Below are 18931 nucleotides of genomic sequence, written 5' to 3' on the forward strand. Positions count from 1 at the left end.
CTATCTGGTGTTAAGTGCAAATCTGACAATATAGTGGAACAGCTGTCTGCTGGGCCATGTCTTGCGCATCATAGTGGTTGCCAGCAGCAGTGACCGGTTATGGAGATCATGCCTGAAAGACAGCTCCTTTCTGAATTTCCGTGCAGCCTGAGCGTACAGGCGACTCTTAGGACTCTCTATGTAATTCAGGCAGAAGCCCCTTATATAGAACCTTGCCTCTCTCTTACTATCCACCTTACTGAAATGGTTTGTAATCTCTTCATAGATATGTCCTTTATAGACCAGCATTCTCTTCGTGTCAAGGCTTGTAGTAATCGAGCCAGGATGTCTGTGATAAATATATGTCACATCATTGATCAGATAGGCATGCGAGACATGCTGCATCACATAGAACATCCAAGGTGCATCCTCCCAATACAGGTTCTCATCGAAGAACAAAGAGAAACGGGTAATCATATCCTTCTTTATCAGTTTATTGCATGCTATTGTCTCAATATTCTTCTTTACGTAATAATATTCGCGCACCTCGTCATTCGTTCTCAGGTCGGCCTGCTCATGTTTTTTCGGCATGGATACAGCCCCCCTGCTTCCTTCACTCCTTTCCTCCACATTGCCCACGACGAAGTCGATCGTGCTGTCCCGCTCGACAGGTGCAGCCAGTTTCTCTATACTGTCGCACGATATCTCATCGTCGCTATCCACATAAAGGATATAGTCACCCATGGCCATCCGCGTCCCGGTGTTTCTGGCAGCAGAGAGGCCCTTATTCCTTTCATGGCTGACAATCCTGAAATTGACAGGACCGTCATACTGTTCAATCAAAGCCTTACACTTCTCAATACTGTCATCGGGTGTTGCGTCATCAACGAGTATACACTCGAAACAGTCGTATGTCTGTCGCATGACCGACGCCATGCAACGCTCGATGTAAGCCGATACATTATAAACCGGCACAACGACTGAGACTGCTATGTTTTTCTTTCCTTCGCGCATTTACTAAACACTTATACGGTCTGATTTAAAGCCGACCAAGACAGCAGGGTCATACCAGTCCTCTAATGTCTTTTCCCAGGAGGAGAACTTACGAGTATACACCTTGTTTACCGCCTTCTTCAAAGGCACGGCACACTTATGCTTGAAAGATCTTCTCTTTGGCACCCCCGGTTCACCATTCACATCTACGAAATGTACTTTCAGGTGATGATGTATCATATATGCCGCCATCAGATATTCGCCCATATAGGCCAACGTACGTCTGGCTCTTGTATATGGCATCGGCTTCAAGTGTTTCTCGCACTCAGACAAGATGCCGAAAAGCCATTCCGCATACTGGTCGAACAGCTCTTTCCTGCAGATCAGCATATTAAGCGGATAAAGGAAGTTGCCTCGAAAGTAATCGATTATGGTCTGTTCGTAATCAGGATACTTTTTCTTAATCACCATTAAGAGGATCGTAAACTCATCTAAAGTGATATAAGAGAGGAAGTCCATTCTCACAGGATAGGGGAAACACTTCTTCAGCGCTATCACATCATGGTTTCTCAGCAAACAGTCAACCTTTTCCGATGTTATCCTGATATCAAAGAAACGTCTGTAATGACAAAAGCCGACATACTCCACATCATGCAGGTTCTTCCATGCCCAATACTGGGCAGTCAGTTCACAGTACATGGGATTCTTCTCACTGATGTTATCACCAGTGTCGTCACCAATCATATCGGCCATCTCCTCCTTGAACCTGGACACGGCGCGCCCTACATGGATCGGGGTGTAAATATCATCCTGATATACCTTACCCGGTTTATGGCAGGCCACTAATATCTTTATCTTCTCCATGACTATATTTCTATTTGATCCTGTTTGAAGCCGACTAGGACAGCCTCCTGGTAATAACTCTCAAGAGACCTGTTCCTCCTGAATATCATCAGATAGGCCCGATGAATCACATGGCACCAGCAATGCCTCCGTATGATATAAGCACGCCATCTCCACGAGTGCCTGACAAATTCATGGTTCCCACAATAATCGACAAAAGCCATTTTCTTGTGATGATACATCATATAAACAGGCATCAGATACTCCCCCATATAAGCCAGCGAGCGTTCCAACCTAGTATAGGGCACGGACTTCATGTGTTTCTCACACTCAGACAGGATATCAAAAAGCCATTCAGCATATTGGTCGAACAGTTCCTTCTTACAGATAAACATGTTCTTGGAATAAAGAACATTCCCCCGGAGATAGTCGATCATGGTATGTTCATAATCCGGGTATTTCTTTTTCACCACCATCATCATGATAACCAGATGCTCCATAGAGATATACCGCATGATCTCCCAATACATCGGAAAGGGGAATACCATCTTCAGTGCGATGACATCTTTATGCTTCAGCATATCGGTCAACTGACTCTCCGTGTTCTCAAAATTAAAATACCTCCGGTAATGGCAGAAACCGATATAGTCCACATCATGCAGATTCTTCCATGCCCAGTATTGTGCCGTCAGCTCACAATATTTAGGATTCTTCTCACTGATGTTATCCCCAGTATCGTCACCTATCATGCCAGCCATCTCCTCCTTATACCCGGAAACGGCGCGCCCCACATGGATCGGGGTGTAGATATCATCCTGATATACCTTTCCTGGTTTATGGCAAGCCACTAATATCTTTATCTTACTCATTTATCTGCTATATAACTCTTTATTCTCCCAATCAGATCCATATTACCCTCAGAGAACTTCCTTGCCCACAGATACGGGCTGTTGACAAGCTCGTCGAAGTCTCCGTCCTGCCAGACATAAGGGTCTCCCCTGTGCCAGTCGATCTGTCTGCAGCAGCTTGCGAACTCATCGTCCGGGTTATAGACCCTGTCCATATACTTATTCTCATACAGGAAGGTCTGTAAGAACATCTCGTCGGGGAAGAACACGTGTTTATATCGCTTCACGATCCACTGCTTGCGGTTTACCAGTTCCTCGGCCAACGGTTTCGTGATGCTAAACCAGGCAGAGCCCATCTTCAGACTGTCCATTGGCGATATACAACGCAGATGCAACCTCCTCTGAACAGCAATCAACCGTTTGTTCAGCTTTTCAAGGAACTTCGGCCGCCCGTCAGCCCTTCCTTCCAACTGGCGCCAGACAGTTCTCTGTTCCAGATAACAACGCGTCAGCACTTTTGAGAAGCCCACGAACTCCTTTCCCCGGTTTTCTTCAAAGAAGCGCTGTATATACGAATTGCCTTTGACGGGGAAATCGACGCCCGACAGCAGATGAAGATAATCATAGTCGCCCTTCACCGCTTCAGCCATCAGATTCAGCGTTGCCTCGACAATCGTGACATGGCCCCACTTCACATCGACCCGGTTTTTCACGAAACAGACCTTCGAAAACCTCATGCCCTCCAGGAAAGCCGCCTCATCAAACTGAGATACTTTCAAGTCCATATGGACATAGATATCATTATCTGGTGAATCCAGAGCCGTCAGCAGCTCCTTCAGCAGATGAAAACTTCCATGGGCTAAGATCAGATACGCAAATTTCATAAAACGGATGCAAAGTTACGAAAAGTTGAGAGCAAAACAAAAGAATTTATTATTTTTTTTGCCGAGACGAAGTAACTTCGGCGAAGCCAATGTTACGAAAAGTTGAGAGCAAAACAAAAGAATTTATTCTTTTTTTGCCGAGACGAAGTAAGTTCGGCGAAGCCAAAGTTAATAAAAATCCGGTAATCAGCCAAACGGATATAAAAAAATCTCTAATCAAGTGAGTTGATTAGAGATTATTTACTATCTTTGCAAACGTAAACGAATGCAGCATTACGCACATCTATGATACCTAAGATTATACATTACACCTGGTTCAGCGGCGAAGAGATGCCGCCGATTGTCAAGGAATGCATCGCCTCATGGAAGCGGTACATGCCCGATTACGAGCTCCGTTTGTGGGACATGAATGCCATCAGGGACCTTGACTGTGTTTTCCTGAAAGAAGCATTAGCCGTCAGGAAATGGGCCTATGCAGCCGATTACGTCAGGCTTTACGCCTTATATCATGAAGGCGGTATCTACTTAGATACAGACGTCATGGTATACAAGTCCTTCGACGACCTGCTTCACCATAAGGCCTTTATCGGTAAGGAAAGTGCCTTAAACCGTTCACTCTTAGAATTCAGATGGGCCCACTACCTGACATCCCATTGCATGGGTGCCGTACCGCATACAGCATTCATCAAGGACTGTCTCTCCTATTTCGAGGACAGGCATTTCATACAATCACAGAACGAGTCCCTTCCGGAAAGACTCAGATACAACTACGTCATCCTTCCCTATATACAAGCGGTCATCGCACGTGAATACGGCTACGACTGGAACCCCAAGAATCAGACCACGCAGAATTGCAAGGACGATTTAGTGATATACCCCTCAAAGTACTTCTGCGGATACAGTTACCAATCCGTTGCCTACTGTGAGCATCTGGCCTTAGGCAGCTGGAGAGACTGGAAGGTCACATCCTCAGAGAGAAAGGTCCAGAATCGTATCAGGAGAAAGATCAGGCATGCCCTGGATCTGCTGTTATTCAAATGCTCCTATGTACTGATGAAGATATGACAGCCTTCCGCTATCTCCAGTTCATCTTATACATAAAAGCCGACACCTTGCATAGCATCTCATAGACCTGCGGAAGATAACACATCAGGAAGACCACCCAAGGTTTCACTTCCAACAGGCCACTGTTGACAGTCATCCGTCTGCAGACATAGTTCTGATAACCCTGTCTGATAATCTCCAGATGGAACGGGATATGTTCACAGAACGCGTCCTGCGGGTGTTCTTTCAGTCTGACGGCCTGATAATGCAAGTCTTTGATTGCATCATACCGATAGACGCCGATGCCCCCGAATGCCGACTTAACAGGATAATAGGCATGCTTCCGGACCCTCTTATCCAACAGCCGTCCCCGCTTCTGCTGGAAGTACATGGCGTCATGCCAGTCTTCATCATAAGCCAGGAAAGCATACTGGTCGTACTGATACCTATACAGCTTATGATTGGGCAGCGTCAACCGTGCGTTCGCCATGATGGCGCCCCAGTCATCAGGCGCCTGAGAGATGCCGTCGATGACCCCTTCCACGTCGAAATCAAAGATATCGACATCCATCATGATGACGATGTCGGCGACAGGCAGTCTTCTGATATCCCCCAGCAGGCGGTTCCTGAGATCCGCCATGTGGCTGATCCGTTCGACGCTGCAGTCAGCCAGGCGTTTCGATTCGTCGGTAAAAGAATCGACCACCACCCTGCCATTCTCCTGAGCCCAGTCATGCAGAAGCTCCTTCGTGCCGTCCACGCTGTCGTTCTCGACCACCACGATGTGATAATCGTCGAAGAAAGAGCACAGTCTCTCTATTCTCGGCTTATTCCGGAGGATGGCCTCCTTACAGTCTCTTGCCAAAAGGCCAACGACGACAGAGCGATATAACATAGTTTCTCTCATGATCACCAGTTTCAGGACGACTTCCATCAGAGAGATGGCAGCCTTTCTTCACATGCAGATGATAATACCTCTTCATAAACAGCAGATATGCCGCAACCAGCAGACCGACCTGCAGACAGAAGGTCAGGTAGCCAGGGAAAGCGATGTACCAGGCACAGCAGACAGTCTGCAGCGCCATATAGATACCGGAAACGGCCAAGTGCGGCATCTTCAGTTCGTTAGCCATGATCTGATAGGCATGCTTCTTGTGCGGCTTCATCAGATTCTCATGCAGCAGGACACGGTGGAGGATGGTCAGACCGCCATCGACGGCATACACCACCAGCATAGCCATCCAACTCATCGACTCACCCCTCAGAGCCAGGCGCAAGACCATATACACGAGTATGAACCCTATCGACATCGACCCCACATCACCTGCAAAGCACTTGGCGCGTGACCTGAAGTTGAAGAAGTTAAACACCAGTAATGCCAGGATGACATACCCCAGCAGGTTCGAGTCAGCAAAAGCCACCTGATGCTCGTTGACATAGAGCAGCGCCAGCGCCACCACGAGCGAATAGCCTCCCGTCATGCCATTGATGCCATCCATGAAGTTATAGATGTTCATCAAGCCCACACAGGCAACGGACAGAAGCAGGATGACATGCGGCGAAGTGCTGATGAGACCAGAGTGGTAGAACATCAGCAGGATGGCCATAAACTGACAGACCAGCCTTATTTTCGGATTGACGCTATTCACATCATCGAGGGAACTGACCGCAGCCAGTACCGTCAAGCCGATGAAGCCCCCCGAAAGCAAAGAGCCGTGGAACAGCGTCCATAGCAGGAAAGCCACATAGAAGATGATGCCCCCGCCCCTGACGACAACGCCCGTATGCGAGCTCTGGTGGTGAGGGATGTCGAACACCTTTCTCTTCTCAGCCACTACGATATAAAGGTATTCGACAGCAAACAATACGGCAAACAATGCCAGACAGGCAACCAAGTTATTCATAGATTCTAAAATTCTCCATTACACTTAAGGGAGTCCATCCGAGGACACCCTTAGCCCTATCATTACAAAAAGTCAAGGAGCAGGTTATTTTCTCAAGTTTCCGAGAGTTGACAGGCGCATGCTTCCCCATGCAGTCGCCGACCAGTGCCAGGCACTTAGCCAGCCAATAAGGGATATTAAGAGGAGCGCCCTTGCCCAGCTGCTCACAGATCAGCCCTTCCAGCTCACGGAAAGACGGATGCTCATCATCACAGATATTATAGACGCCAGCCCCATCCGTCTTATCCAGCAACAGAATCAGTCTGGCTATATCCTGAACCATCAACACACTCTTCCTGGCCCAGCCACCAGCAATCCTCAGATACAGTCCCTTCTTGAGTCCTTCGATCATACTATGCAGATTCCCCGGAGGACAGGGACCCGCTATCAATGAAGGGCGGAGGACAGACAAGACCACCTGATGGCGCGAGCACCATTCCTGAAGATAAGCCTCGGCCCTGATCTTACTCAGAGCATAAGGAGAAGTTCCGTTCAGAGGCCATGTCTCATCGATATGCTCCCCCCGCGTGCAGCCATAGACCGCACAAGAGCTGATAAAGATGAAGCGCTGTGGGACACCCGTTTTCTCAAGCCCTTTACAGAGGTTGACAGTACCATTGACATTGACATCATAGAACGCCTGGGCCTCAGTCTCATTCACAGGAACGGCATGCGCCTTGCCAGCGGCATGAACCACCACATCGAAGCGCCTGTCGAAAGCAGGAATGTCACAGGCCAGGTTGCATGTCATCGCATGACGGTCACCTCTGCCCAGCGTCGTGACATCATAATGCTGAGACAGCAATGGGAGGATGTTTCTCCCGACGAACCCCGAACCTCCTGTCAGCAGCAGACTTTTCATTCGAACAAACTATTGACGGCCTCCAGATACCTCTCCACCACGATACGGCGGTCAAAGGCAGTCTCCACCTTCCTTCTGCCATTCATTCCCATTTCCTTCTTCTGATCGGCAGGCAACAAGATGAAGCGTTCCATTTTCTCAATCAGGTCGTCTGTATCCTGTGGATTCACGATAAATCCGTTCACGCCATCGTCCACGATCTCCCCACAGCCAGGCCTGCCCGTCGTGATGACAGGGCGGGCGGAGGCAGCACTCTCCAGCAACACGTTGTTCATGCCCTCGGCATACCAGCTCGGCAAGACCGTACAATGCGTCACCTGATAGACGGCACGGACATCTTCAACCATACCATGATAGTCGACCACCCCTTTCTTCACCATCTCATCGATCAGCGCCATATAGTCCTCATCACAGAACCCGCATATATGGAACCTCGTAAAGGGATACTTCTCCTTAAGGAAGCGGGCGGCACCAATATACTCCTCAATCCCCTTTGCCCTCAATATCCTCGACACGAAAACGAACTCTACCGTCTCGCCCGAAGGATATGGCAATGGCCGATACTGTTCGACATTCACGCCAGAGCCAGGGAGCAGCACGTCATTGCCGTGAACAATGCCCAGACTCGTGAACAGCTCCCTGTTTGAAGCGTTCTGCAGGAACACCCTATAGACATCCCTGAAGACATACCGATACAATCGCAGGAAGAAGCAGCGCAGGAAGCCCTTTTTCTCCAAGGCACTCCCAAGTCCCGTGATATTGACCAGACAGGGAATGTCCATCCTCTTGCAAAGAAAAGCCCCATAGAGATTAGGCTTGATGGTATATGTCAGTACCGCATCAGGCCTGACCGCCTTTATCAGTTTCCGATATGCCCGATAGAGCTTCCACTCTTTGAGAGGGTTGACGCTGCGCCGGTTATAGGGAATATCCACATGCTCACATCCAATGGCCTTCAGCTTATCAATCTCACTGCCATTGCCGACGGCCACAATGACCCTATAGCCAGAGCGTACCAGTTGCTGAAGCACCTCGGCCCTCAGCTTATAGGTCCATGTCGGATGATTCGATAATACCAGAATCGTTTTCATATCATTCTCTCATATACCTCCAGGTAAGCCAATGCCGTATTCTCTATGCTATAATTTTGTGCCCTGCGCCTGCAACGCTCTGCAGTCTCCTGATAACAGCCCTTATCCCCCATCAGACGCATCACCTCATCGGCAAGCGCCTGTGCATCACCTTGAGGAACAACCACGCCGGCATCCTCGACGACCTGTCGCAGGCCCTCTATATCCGACGCGATGACAGGCAGGCCGCCCGCCATCAGTTCCACGGCAGAGAGTCCGAAGCCCTCCCACACAGACGACTGGATACCGATATCCGCTTTCGCAATCCATGAAGGGATATCACTCTGTTCTCCCACGAAATGACATCTGTCACCGACCGCCAGAGATGCTGCCAGCGCTTCACAGCCCTGCCGCGTCGGGCCATCGCCGACGAAGACGACATGATAGCGCTCATCGAGCAAGCCCATGGCCCGGATAACGGTGGTCTGGTCCTTCGCAGCAGTGAAACGCGACACCATCAGCAACGTGACAGGATATCCGCTCTCCCTCTTTACGACATCGAAGTCATGCAGGTCCACTCCATTACTGACGACAACGAAACGGCTGTCATTCCGATTAGCGCCAAGCCATCGCATCAGACTCTCCTGTACCTTATCGCTTATTGACACCACCCTGTCGTATTGACGGTAAGCCATCCGTTCAATCCATCTCAGGCAGGGATGAGCGCGCCGCCTGTTATTGGTGTTATGCTCCGTATATACGAACCTGCATTTCAGGAACAAGCTGGCAAACGCGCCATAATAAAGATATGGGAATAAGTGAACATGAACCACATCATAGCCCCTCAGCATACGGACAAAGCGCCAGAGGAACATCGGGTGATGATAGTTCTCAATATCCAGACTCAGTATCCGGACGCCAGCGTCTTCCAGTTTCCTCTCAAGGAAATTATTCATACGGCGATTCACCAGGACACTCACCTCTGCACCTTGCGCCGCCATCACTGGCAGCATGTCAGAGACGAGTCGCTGGGCACCACCGACTTCAAGCAAACTAATTACATGTAAAACCCTTACCATAGGTTAAACCCCACCAATTCTGTGTTCATCCTAAAAACCGTATCATTTTCGAGACTGCCTTCTCAAAATCCGATTGCGTCTTCAATGAGCCGACTGTTGTTCTCATGCCTTGTTGCAGCTTCTGACGCAGTTCCCGGTTCCCCACAATCTCCCTGATGCAACCAGCCAGAGCTTCTGCATCCCTGTTCTCAGCCAACAAGCCGTTAACGCCATGCTGTATGGTGTATGGCATAGCCGAGTTGTCAAAGGCCACGACAGGCAGGCCATGGCTCATGGCTTCGATCATCACCATCCCGTAACCCTCAAGCAGAGAAGGAAAAACAAACACCTCTGCTTTCCGGTATATCTCATCCAACGCCTCATCAGAGATACGGCCTCTGAAACTGACGGCCGTCTGCAGCTGATGGCGAGTGATATAGTCAACCAACTTACGATAATACGATTTATCCACTATCTTGCCGACGATATCCAGATGCACAGACGGCACCCATCTCTTAACATCCGCCAACGCCCTGATCAGGTAATGGAGCCCCTTTCTTCTTTCAACAGTTCCGACGAACAGCAAACGCCCTTCCACATCATCGTCTGAGGACTCGAACCTATTCTCGAACGGGATAGGGATATAGAAGATCCGTTTCCCGGGGTAAAGTTTCCTGGCTACATCCAACGTGTACGGGCTTGGGACAATCAGGAACCTGCATAAAGCGTAGTAGAGATATTGCCAGACGAAATTAACAATCCTTGTCAGCCCCCTGTCATTCAAATAAGGAAAATGGTGAATAATCACAATGGGGGTTCCCCTTCTGAGTATTCTCAGGACCAGCAGTAGCAGGAGATGGTATCTGAAACAAGAATCGTCCATGAACACAAGGTCATGGCGCTTCACCATCCTCATCCATTTCAGTTCTGCCAACGGCGCATAAGCTTTCCTCCATGAGGGATACATCTCCGCACATCGCGGCATAGCGACTGTATCCACGTCATGATGCGCTTCCAGACAGTTCAGCAGCGCCTCATTATATTTATGGCCACCCGATATAATCTGTTTCGGATGATTGAAGAAGAAAGCAGAGCGCTTCATATTAAGTTTTCATATTCGCCACAGATTCTATCAATCGCATATAAGCATCTGTCTGGCACTTGCTGGAATACTTCTCCTTATAGTGGGCCGCTATTCCTTCCAGCTCCGCTGACGAGGGAGGATGTTGCAAAGCATTCAGCATCACCTCCGCAATCGACTCCACCGACTTGGGGTCAAAGCTATCCACCATACCGTCCGTCACCTCAAGGAGCGTTTCAATATTCGACACCACCACAGGCACCTTGTGAAGAGAGGCCTCTATAGGTGTCAGGCCGAAGCCCTCCCTCAGCGAAGGCGAGACAAACAGGCTGGCGTGACTATACAGATAATTCATCTCCTCCTCAGAGCGGTTTGAGATATCAAGGATGACCCTATCCTTCACCCCTAACCTGTCGATGAACACAGACAGATCCTTATATCGGTCCTCGTTGTCATTAACGCCTTTCAAGTACAGACGATGCGGTATCCGGTCTTTAATGGCACAGAAAGCAAGGATGAGCCTCTCTGTATTCTTGTACTTCCAGAAAGTATTTACATCGAGGATATACGGGATGTTCTCTATCTCCTTTATTCTTTGCTCCCCGGCAGTCCTCTCACCGATGCTGTTATATATCACGACAGGCTCTTTCCCGCTATATCGTCTGACATCCCCTCTCACATATTGCGATATCGTCACGATATGCGGGACAAGGCGATAATAAGCTACAGACTGCAAGAGCCATTTCAGAGCCCTGTAATAGTGGCTCTCGTCCAATTCATTCTTGAAGGGCTGCATATCATGTACAACACAAATCTGATGATATGCTTTAGGATATACGTATGAGGAGAGGTTAAAATACGTGGTCAGGATGACATCCACCTTATTTTCTGCCAGCAGCTCCTTCACACGAGAAGGGCACAGTCCCCTTCTATACCTTGGAACATCCTTAAGTCTGTCAGGCAATACAATCTGATGCATCTCCCTGTCTATCGCGCCAGCGATAAACCCAGACATCTCCGCCCACACCAGGACAGAGACCTGACACTTTGAATAATCATGGAACCCCTTTGCCAGGTTATAGGCCATATTAGCAATTCCCATATAAATAGGAGTGCGAATATGCAAAAGGTCTAATACGACGTGCATGATTATATCAGTTCCCCTCCATACTCCATCTTCTTACCAAAGATGGTGCAGAGAATCATCTGGAAATCCTTTGCAAAAGAGTAATGATTCAGATAATACAGGTTGATCCTCACCTTATCCGGGAAGATCACGGTGTCATTATACTCCTGCGGATTATCCACCTTGGCTAACAGATCCTCCTCATCCCGGTACTTCAGACTGGCAGGACCAGTGACGCCAGGGCGGAGTTCCAATATACGACGGGCATCCCCCTGCAACTGGTCAGCATATCCCGGAAAGCCCCAAATCCTATCGAAAAGCCATTTCAACCACACGACGAATCTTCTTTTTTCTTAGGAGTACACTCAATGTAATAATAGCCTTTCTCCAGCGTCTTCAGGATCTTGATATCGTTTACAGTTAAAAAAACATTATTCATCATACACCAAAAATCGTTAATTCATTTATTCTTTTCTTAACAACAGCTTTCCCCATTCATAAGGTTCTGTTTTAAATGTTTGGGATATTAACTCTGCCAACATCTTTACCAAATAGGCAGCAAATATCACCATTAACATTATTATTGGTACATTCAATGGGAATAACCAGTTCAATGAATCAGTGAAAATATATTTTTGGATTAGATAAACATCCAAACATAACTGGCTTACAATATAAACTATTTGCCCAAGCCATTTGTTATTATAGAGTTTGTGTAGCATCGGGGCGCAACAACAAATATAGCAATATCGCGTCACGCCAAACAGCGCAATAAAAGAAAGGAGTATCAAAGCATTGTGCTGCCCTACATAAAATAACAGATAAAACGCTATAATGGATGCCAGTAGCAGAACGAAATGCCACCACCTGAACCTATAATTGCCAGCGTACTTACCCATAATAGCTCCTTGCAGCATAATCAGGAAATAAGCAAAACATCTAAAAAGTCCGCCACTATAGAAAGCAACACCGTTGTTGAAGAAAGCAAAATAGATTAGTACACAAATGCCCCCCCCCAGACCTAAGAAATACGGCGCCAATCGACCATCCTTGATTACCTTAATTGGGTAGAGTAATATGTAATAGATGAGAATACAACCTATAAACCAATATCTTTTGCCTAAAAGGATATCACCAATTGAATCTACATTCTTCCATATTGCCCATGTTATAATGGCTGTTGCGATAATACTTGGATATATCCTGATAATTCTCCGCTTATACCAATTATCAAAACGCATAGACTTACCCAAGAATAGAGTGAAGCCAGAGGCAAAAAAGAATAACGCATCACCCATAGCTCCTCCAGAAGCAAAGAATCCACACTTCGGATAACAAATCTGCATATGAGAGTTCATAACAAGGAATACAGCTAACACTTTAAGCCAATCTATCCCCGTGTTTCGAACCTTTGATGTTATTACTTGACTATTATCCATTATTGACATAAGTATCTATTAGCTATTATTTTCAGCTAAAACCAATAAGTTCTTATACATTTCTTAAATGCACTGACCAATGGCAATCATTTTATAATCGGTTATATATATTGGCAACCCATCGACGTCTCTTAAGAATCTATTGTTATCAGGGAATATCATTTCTTGTTCTGACGATAACTCCGGACTTCTTCCTAAAGCAGTCAACAGATGATACTCAGCCAAATTAAAACCAGCAGAAGCCAAGCAACAGTTATATGCCACATAGCGTATATTGATTTCAGTCACTTTAGCCACATTGTTTTTGTCGGCTTTCATATCTACCACCACAACGCCATTCATTATTGTATTCGTGGCCTTACATACCTTTTCAATGGCATCAAGTGCATTCTTTTTAATACTTTCATCATTCAAAAAACGTCCTTGACTGGTATTTCCTGTAATACCCGACACGGCAACTTTTGCCATGATGTATTCAAGGCGTTCAGCAATAGCCACCTTTAGCAACTTGCCATTCTCAAACAAGCATAGCACACCGTAGTTTCCACCAGGGCAATATTCCGAAATCTGGAAATTATCTATTCCCGTGTTTATCATCACCCATGCACGGAGTTCTTCTATATTATGAGCCAAGAACGAGCCTTTACCTGATGCCGTTCCTGCCGATGCATCTCTCACCCACATTGGATACTCTAATGGTAGTTTGTAATTATCATCGAAGGCTTCTTCTCTGCTCAAATCCTTGCTGTAAGGAACCAACCCTGTTCCATCTAACAGATTAAACAGTTTCCTTTTGCTTATTGCCAGCTCACAGAATTCTGCGGGCGGTACCAGATGGGGTATATCAAAAGGATTCTTCGCCCAATATAGCACCTCAACTTCTGGTATTACCATCACAGCATCGGGCTTCTCTTTTGCCAATATCTCTTCAACAATTTCTCTATATTGAGGATCTATAACAGCAGGGACTCTATAAAGCCTGTCGAAATCACCTGAATAAACGCCATACATGATTGAGCACATATCCCAACCAACAAAGGTCGCATCTTTAAATTTCTCGCTCATCTTTAAAGAGCGTAAAACATTACGTGCAGAAACAGCACACGCTCCTGTAATTATTACTTTCATATTTTATTGATTTATAGCGTTTTTTCTTTCAATATCGAGGTAATTCTCTTTTTTGTCTGCAATGGCTCCCTCGCGCTTGACAACCTTGTATAAGGTTAAGAAGAAAATTTTAATGTCAAACCAAAGTGAAATATTCTCAGCATAATAGGCATCACATTCTAACTTCTTATCCCATGTAATATTATTACGCCCATTTACTTGCGCCCAACCACTTATACCAGGACGCACGCTATGACGTAATTGCTCACGTTCCGTATAATAAGGAAGATATCTAACCAACAAAGGTCGAGGACCAATAAAAGCCATATCACCCTTCAAAACATTAATAAGTTGCGGCAGCTCATCTATCGATGTTGATCGCACAAACTTTCCGACCTTTGTCAGTCGCTGTGCATCAGGGAGGAGGTTCCCTTCTGCATCTCGCTCGTCGGTCATCGTCTTATATTTTATTATCTTAAAAATCTTTCCATGTAGACCTGGCCTCTCTTGGAAGAAGAAAGCCCCCGCACCTTTATTTGCAAAGTGGAGCCATATTGTTACGACCAGAAGGATTGGACTGATACAGATCAATGCAATCAATGCAATCCAGAAATCGAAGAATCGTTTAAAAAAACATTTATACATATTGTTCAATTCAACAACTCAATAACATCCCATATAAACCCGAAATGAGCTTAATGGTTCTCCTTCATTTTTATAACCTTCGCAGGCACACCTGCGACGACCGAATGGGGGGGGGTGTCTTTTGTAACAACACTTCCAGCACCAACGGTTGTATAATCCCCGATAGTTACACCACCAAGAACATTTACGTTTGCGCCTATAGACACATTATTTCCAATAACAGGTCTCTTGCTATTTTTTCTTCCGAGCGTTGTACATTGGAGCACTGTGAAGTTTTCTCCAATTGAAGCAGCGTTAAGTACGGTGGCATAACAGTGCGGAGCATATAACCCTCCTCCTATTTTTAAACTGGAGGGGATAATGAATGTTGGTGATCCTTTTCTGTACCAGCCTATCAGCAACTTCATCGTTAATCCTATACGGTGATAGAAAATGGTGCGGAAGTATGCATCGTGGTGTAGCTTATTCAGCAACAACACCACTCTCGACATCCTGATAGAGGTCTTTTCTGCCAGACGGTCGAGGTCTGCATTCAGTTTTCTCCTGTCCATAAGTGAATAACAAAGGAGATGTGGTATATACAGCCAACTGAAACACAGGGTTGTGAAGAGTTCTATACACTCTCTTACTTTACGTCTGTTCATAATGCGAGGAGGCATTCTCTGCCATTCTTTCCCTGGATGTTTTCTATCTCCGTCAGATATGCATTAACCACAATTTGGCGATCAAATTCACGTTCAACCTTCTTTCTCGCATTTAATCCCATCAAAGCTTTCTGATCATGAGGTAATTGAAGAAATCGTTCAATAACAGACACCAGATTATCTACATCTTTGGCTTTCACTAGGAAACCTGTCCTACCATCATCAACAATCTCACCACACCCAGGCCTGTTTGTCGTAATAACAGGTCTTCCCGTCGCACAACTTTCAAGCAGTACATTAGACATTCCTTCTGCATAATATGAAGGATGAATCGTACAGTGGCACATGCCAATAAAAGGTCTGACATCAGCCTGACGACCATGATATTTCACGATGCCTCGTTCTTGAAGATTCTCAATTATTTGTTGATATGCCTCTCCACTATCTCCCAATATATGAAATTCTGTTTGAGGATATAGTTCTTTAATCCGTTCTGCAGCACCTATATATTCCTCTATTCCTTTTTCTTTCAGCAGTCTGCTGATAAATATAAACCTGATAGGCTTTTCTGCCGGATATTCCCGACAAATATGATACTGAAGATTTACGCCAGAACCAGGTATCAGGACTTTCTTACCACGTACCATTCGGTGATTAACACAGAAGTCCATATTCATCTTGTTTTGAAGAAAGACGGTATTTGTCTTTCTCAATCCCACCCTATATAGCAGAATGGTAACTTTCTGTAGCCATCCAGGATTCTCCACTGCAGGACCAAGTCCAGTAATATTTGCTATTTGCGGAACTCCACATATTTGGCAAGCCATTCCCCCATAAAGGTTGGGTTTGATTGTATAGGTCAGAACCACGTCAGGCCTTACTTGCTTTATCAGCCGAATATACCGCATCATCAGACCGATATCACTCAGTGGATTCATTCCTTTACGATTAAAGCTGGTATCTATCACTTCAAGCCCCATCTCCTCAAAGAAATGCACATTTTCGTCATAGGGAGCAGAAACCACCACCCGATATCCTTCATCCTTTAAAGCCTGCATCACTTCCTTTCGGAAACTGTGAAGGCCTCTAAAGTTATTTGTCAACACAAGTATTGTCATATATAGCTTATAACTCTACACAATTATTTTTGTTTTTCAATGGTCACCTATAATTATAAAGGTCAATATTCTGTGAAGTATCTGCCAAGTACAAAGTCAAAGTCATCGGGATAAATACTTTAAAACGTAATTGTCGGCTACAAATAATATTCTTATAATTCATAATGGAAGATTATTATCAATCAGGAAAAGTCTATTTTTTTTAAGGATGAACTATTATTTATTCAAATAAAATGTCTGTATCTTTGTATTTCGGCATCATGTCTTGCTCCTTAAAGACAATATCAAGCACACGCCAACAAACGAATACATTATTAAAAGCAATAATCGACGGGGATGTCCGAACTTCCCTTGATAGTTTATAACAGGATACAACGTCAATAATGGTATTAAGTACCAACTAAGATAAGCCAAACGATCCGAATAAGCCATACGAATAGCCAACAGCCAAACTGCATTAGCCAAGAGATACGCCCTTACGAATATCATATAGTTTGCATCTTTGATTTTCTTGACAAGAATATAATAGAAGGAAACCAGTAATGGTACTACAGAATACAAAAGAAAATCGACTCTAAACCCTTTTTCATAACCACCACCTGTTTCATCAACACTATTTGCATATTGTTCTACACGTGCATCAACGAAGCCAATAGTTTCGAACAACGACGTTAAGTCAAAATTCACAGCAGAAAGTAATAAACATACAGCCCAAAACGATACCACCATCCATGTTTTTTTGACAAATCTACCACCTAGATAGGCTGCGACAGGTATCGCCATTGATATCTGGAAAGACAAAGAAATAATTACAAGTAATATTTTAAATATCACTTTAATATTAAGACTAAAGGCCACCATTAATAAAGGCAAAGCGACACCTGCTCTTATTACATTGATGCCATAGTTAGAAAAGCCAAGGCAGCCAGCAGTCATAACAATAAAGTAGCCAACATATTCCTTTGGAAATAAAGACTTACCAACTAAATAATGGTTTCCCACATATATCGCTGCAGTTAACAAGAAAAAACAAACAACGTTCTTTCCAAAGAAGCTAGTACACAAAATGTTATACATAATCCAGCCTGGATCTCTATATTCATATGACAATCCATACTTTAAAGTAGAATAATACATATCCGTATAACGTGGTTTGTCATAACTAACATCTTCCGGAGAAAGTCCAATAGCCAAAATCATGACTACCACGAACAAAAAGGTTAACACCGTTGATGTTCGTGCCAATTGTCCCTTAGGAGGAATCTTAAAAAGATATACCAATAAGAATAATATTGGCAAGTATGATAAAATAACAACTGACATCATTACTTCCTTATCCTTTTAAGGATTAGTATAATTCTATTAAGAACTGGAATCTTTTTCACCCAAAAATGAAAAACATTCTTCCGTATTCTTTGTTGTATATAGTTATGATACTTATATTCTGTCCACTCATCATATTCCTTCCAAGATAATAAAGTCTGTTTATAATGCTCTTTGTTTTTCTTCTTATCCATCAAAATGCGCTGAGTCCAAGAGCCTTGAACAGCTACTCTATAACAACTCATTACCATATTGATATAAGCAACTTTTCCACGGGCAGCCAATGTTAGCATAAGTGGGCGATCTCCCACATGACTACTCTTTGACCATATACGATAATCATACCCCATATTTCTCACATATACCATTGAATTTGTTGCCATAAAGCCGCCGCCTCCAAGGATTATATCTTTTATCGGGCAATCTTCCTTATTATCATTATATGGATAGGATTCTTTAGATTTACCATCGTTATATATCATTAAATTTGCATGAAAACATAATGAATGATCAGGATGCGCATTTAAAAAATCTATTTGAAGCTGCAATTTCTCAGAGCACGTCCAATAATCATCGCCTTCACACAAAGCTTCATATCTAATATTTTCCCATTCTTTCAGATAAGGCAATTTTGGTTTATTTATACTATGATGGTTATATTTCAAATAATAAACAGCAAAGAAACATTGTTTATTTGTTTTATGCTGTGCAAAAACAAATGTATAATCATCAGTCTCTTCATTTCTAACCCTCTCTTTGTCAGACAAGTCAAAATTCTCTTGAAGATACTGCTTTATGATTTCCTGTTCACCATCCGTGCTTGCATCATCTACGATAGCACATACAAAAGGAAAATTTGTCTGCTGTGTACAAAACCCATCCAGTGCGTCACGAATGAATTTTGAATGATTGTAGGTCATACAT

At 44.8% G+C, this 18931-nt stretch carries 20 protein-coding genes and 1 pseudogene; 2 read left to right on the forward strand and 19 right to left on the reverse strand.

Translation table 11 applies throughout. The features are described 5' to 3' along the window. From T325_RS00740 to T325_RS00755, 4 genes are read right to left on the reverse strand one after another with little or no spacing between them, the layout of a single operon-like run. Entirely contained in the window at positions 1–993 is a 993-nt protein-coding gene (locus T325_RS00740) for a glycosyltransferase family 2 protein (RefSeq protein WP_051949623.1), read from the reverse strand. Positions 994–996: 3 nt separating this feature from the next. Beyond that, positions 997–1836, reverse strand: coding sequence for a DUF4422 domain-containing protein (locus T325_RS00745; protein ID WP_051949624.1), 840 nt, complete (start codon positions 1834–1836; stop codon positions 997–999). A 2-nt stretch (positions 1837–1838) separates the two neighbouring features. Next, on the reverse strand, positions 1839–2684 hold the full coding sequence (locus tag T325_RS00750; protein ID WP_051949625.1) for a DUF4422 domain-containing protein: 846 nt from the start codon (positions 2682–2684) through the stop codon (positions 1839–1841). Continuing rightward, entirely contained in the window at positions 2681–3547 is an 867-nt protein-coding gene (locus T325_RS00755; RefSeq protein ID WP_036909581.1) for a beta-1,6-N-acetylglucosaminyltransferase, read from the reverse strand. Before T325_RS00755 ends, T325_RS00750 begins: the two co-directional genes overlap by 4 nt. 285 nt (positions 3548–3832) lie before the next feature. On the opposite strand from T325_RS00755, the gene T325_RS00760 reads away from it, so the two are divergent. After that, on the forward strand, positions 3833–4612 hold the full coding sequence (locus T325_RS00760) for a glycosyltransferase family 32 protein (protein ID WP_051949626.1): 780 nt from the start codon (positions 3833–3835) through the stop codon (positions 4610–4612). Positions 4613–4622: 10 nt separating this feature from the next. Here T325_RS00760 and T325_RS00765 read toward each other — a convergent pair whose 3' ends face one another. Genes T325_RS00765 through T325_RS12785 form a run of 6 tightly spaced genes read right to left on the reverse strand, consistent with a single transcriptional unit; the run spans position 4623 to position 10212 of the window. Beyond that, on the reverse strand, positions 4623–5498 hold the full coding sequence (locus tag T325_RS00765) for a hypothetical protein (protein WP_197051290.1): 876 nt from the start codon (positions 5496–5498) through the stop codon (positions 4623–4625). After that, complete coding sequence (locus tag T325_RS00770; protein ID WP_051949627.1) at positions 5440–6495, reverse strand: MraY family glycosyltransferase; 1056 nt, start codon at positions 6493–6495, stop codon at positions 5440–5442. The genes T325_RS00765 and T325_RS00770 overlap by 59 nt, the downstream gene beginning before the upstream one ends. Beyond that, entirely contained in the window at positions 6488–7396 is a 909-nt protein-coding gene (locus T325_RS00775) for an NAD-dependent epimerase/dehydratase family protein (protein ID WP_036909584.1), read from the reverse strand. Before T325_RS00775 ends, T325_RS00770 begins: the two co-directional genes overlap by 8 nt. Next, the gene (locus tag T325_RS00780; protein WP_036909586.1) at positions 7393–8487 is read right to left on the reverse strand and encodes a glycosyltransferase family 4 protein; all 1095 of its coding nucleotides are present in this window, start codon (positions 8485–8487) and stop codon (positions 7393–7395) included. The genes T325_RS00775 and T325_RS00780 overlap by 4 nt, the downstream gene beginning before the upstream one ends. Beyond that, complete coding sequence (locus tag T325_RS00785) at positions 8484–9545, reverse strand: glycosyltransferase (RefSeq protein WP_036909588.1); 1062 nt, start codon at positions 9543–9545, stop codon at positions 8484–8486. Before T325_RS00785 ends, T325_RS00780 begins: the two co-directional genes overlap by 4 nt. Positions 9546–9570: 25 nt before the next feature. Then, positions 9571–10212 carry a glycosyltransferase family 4 protein gene (locus T325_RS12785; RefSeq protein WP_197051291.1) on the reverse strand — a complete coding sequence of 214 codons (642 nt, stop codon included), beginning with the start codon at positions 10210–10212 and terminating at the stop codon, positions 9571–9573. Between the two features lie 121 nt (positions 10213–10333). Here T325_RS12785 and T325_RS12960 point away from each other — a divergent pair, with 121 nt between their 5' ends. Beyond that, complete coding sequence (locus T325_RS12960) at positions 10334–10468, forward strand: hypothetical protein (protein ID WP_255327758.1); 135 nt, start codon at positions 10334–10336, stop codon at positions 10466–10468. A gap of 159 nt (positions 10469–10627) precedes the next feature. Here the strand turns inward: T325_RS12960 and T325_RS12275 are convergent, their stop codons facing one another. The 9 genes and pseudogenes from T325_RS12275 to T325_RS00835 form a co-directional block, all read right to left on the reverse strand. Continuing rightward, positions 10628–11707 carry a glycosyltransferase family 4 protein gene (locus tag T325_RS12275; RefSeq protein WP_051949629.1) on the reverse strand — a complete coding sequence of 360 codons (1080 nt, stop codon included), beginning with the start codon at positions 11705–11707 and terminating at the stop codon, positions 10628–10630. Between the two features lie 47 nt (positions 11708–11754). Then, positions 11755–12027, reverse strand: a pseudogene (locus T325_RS00800) (sugar transferase); the annotation flags it as partial. 168 nt (positions 12028–12195) lie between these two features. Next, positions 12196–13170, reverse strand: coding sequence for an acyltransferase family protein (locus T325_RS00805; protein ID WP_036910074.1), 975 nt, complete (start codon positions 13168–13170; stop codon positions 12196–12198). Between the two features lie 63 nt (positions 13171–13233). Further along, on the reverse strand, positions 13234–14298 hold the full coding sequence (locus T325_RS00810) for an ATP-grasp domain-containing protein (RefSeq protein WP_156097611.1): 1065 nt from the start codon (positions 14296–14298) through the stop codon (positions 13234–13236). 3 nt (positions 14299–14301) lie between these two features. Beyond that, a complete protein-coding gene (locus tag T325_RS00815) occupies positions 14302–14922 on the reverse strand; it encodes a sugar transferase (RefSeq protein ID WP_036909591.1) in 621 nt (206 codons plus the stop codon). Positions 14923–14972: 50 nt separating this feature from the next. Next, positions 14973–15566 carry a serine acetyltransferase gene (locus T325_RS12990; RefSeq protein ID WP_036909592.1) on the reverse strand — a complete coding sequence of 198 codons (594 nt, stop codon included), beginning with the start codon at positions 15564–15566 and terminating at the stop codon, positions 14973–14975. Then, the gene (locus tag T325_RS00825) at positions 15563–16684 is read right to left on the reverse strand and encodes a glycosyltransferase family 4 protein (protein ID WP_036909593.1); all 1122 of its coding nucleotides are present in this window, start codon (positions 16682–16684) and stop codon (positions 15563–15565) included. The genes T325_RS12990 and T325_RS00825 overlap by 4 nt, the downstream gene beginning before the upstream one ends. 258 nt (positions 16685–16942) lie before the next feature. Further along, the gene (locus tag T325_RS00830; RefSeq protein ID WP_036909594.1) at positions 16943–18010 is read right to left on the reverse strand and encodes an EpsG family protein; all 1068 of its coding nucleotides are present in this window, start codon (positions 18008–18010) and stop codon (positions 16943–16945) included. Then, positions 18010–18927, reverse strand: a complete 918-nt coding sequence (locus T325_RS00835; RefSeq protein ID WP_197051292.1) for a glycosyltransferase — start codon at positions 18925–18927, stop codon at positions 18010–18012. The genes T325_RS00830 and T325_RS00835 overlap by 1 nt, the downstream gene beginning before the upstream one ends. Between the last annotated feature and the right edge of the window lie 4 nt (positions 18928–18931).

Origin of the sequence: Prevotella sp. FD3004 (assembly GCF_000746155.1) — a bacterium.
Lineage (GTDB): Bacteria > Bacteroidota > Bacteroidia > Bacteroidales > Bacteroidaceae > Prevotella.